Genomic DNA, 299 nt, shown 5'->3' with positions numbered 1-299 from the left:
CTCCAAACGATAAAAAGCTTCAAACAATTAGGGAATATCATCTACTGGAATATGTGTAACTGTGTTCTCTACGGAGAACAAAAAGCGTCCGTTGGTATATTGTAAAATAATATCAACGCTTGCTCCATGCGGCGAATACTTTACAGCATTTGAAATCAAATTGGAGAACACCTTTTCAATCAGTAATATGTTCCCATTGATAAAAGCGGGAGACTGTATAGCAAGATGTATTTGTAGCTCATTTGTTGCCACTAAATCATCAATCTCCCTCAAAAAGCCATGTATCATGGGAGCGCAAT

The 299-nt window shown here is 37.5% G+C and carries 1 protein-coding gene; it reads right to left on the bottom strand.

What is annotated here, in order from left to right; all coding sequences use genetic code 11:
* Positions 1 to 27: 27 nt before the first annotated feature.
* Positions 28 to 299: ATP-binding protein (locus P0G09_RS18985; protein ID WP_342760572.1), on the bottom strand; the 272-nt coding region annotated here is incomplete at its 5' end.

The organism is Faecalibacterium sp. DFI.5.82, assembly GCF_029076575.1.
GTDB classification, from domain to species: Bacteria; Bacillota; Clostridia; order Oscillospirales; family Ruminococcaceae; genus Faecalibacterium; species Faecalibacterium duncaniae.
Note: the sequence above shows the minus strand (reverse complement) of the source record. Positions and strands in the feature narration are given on the sequence as shown.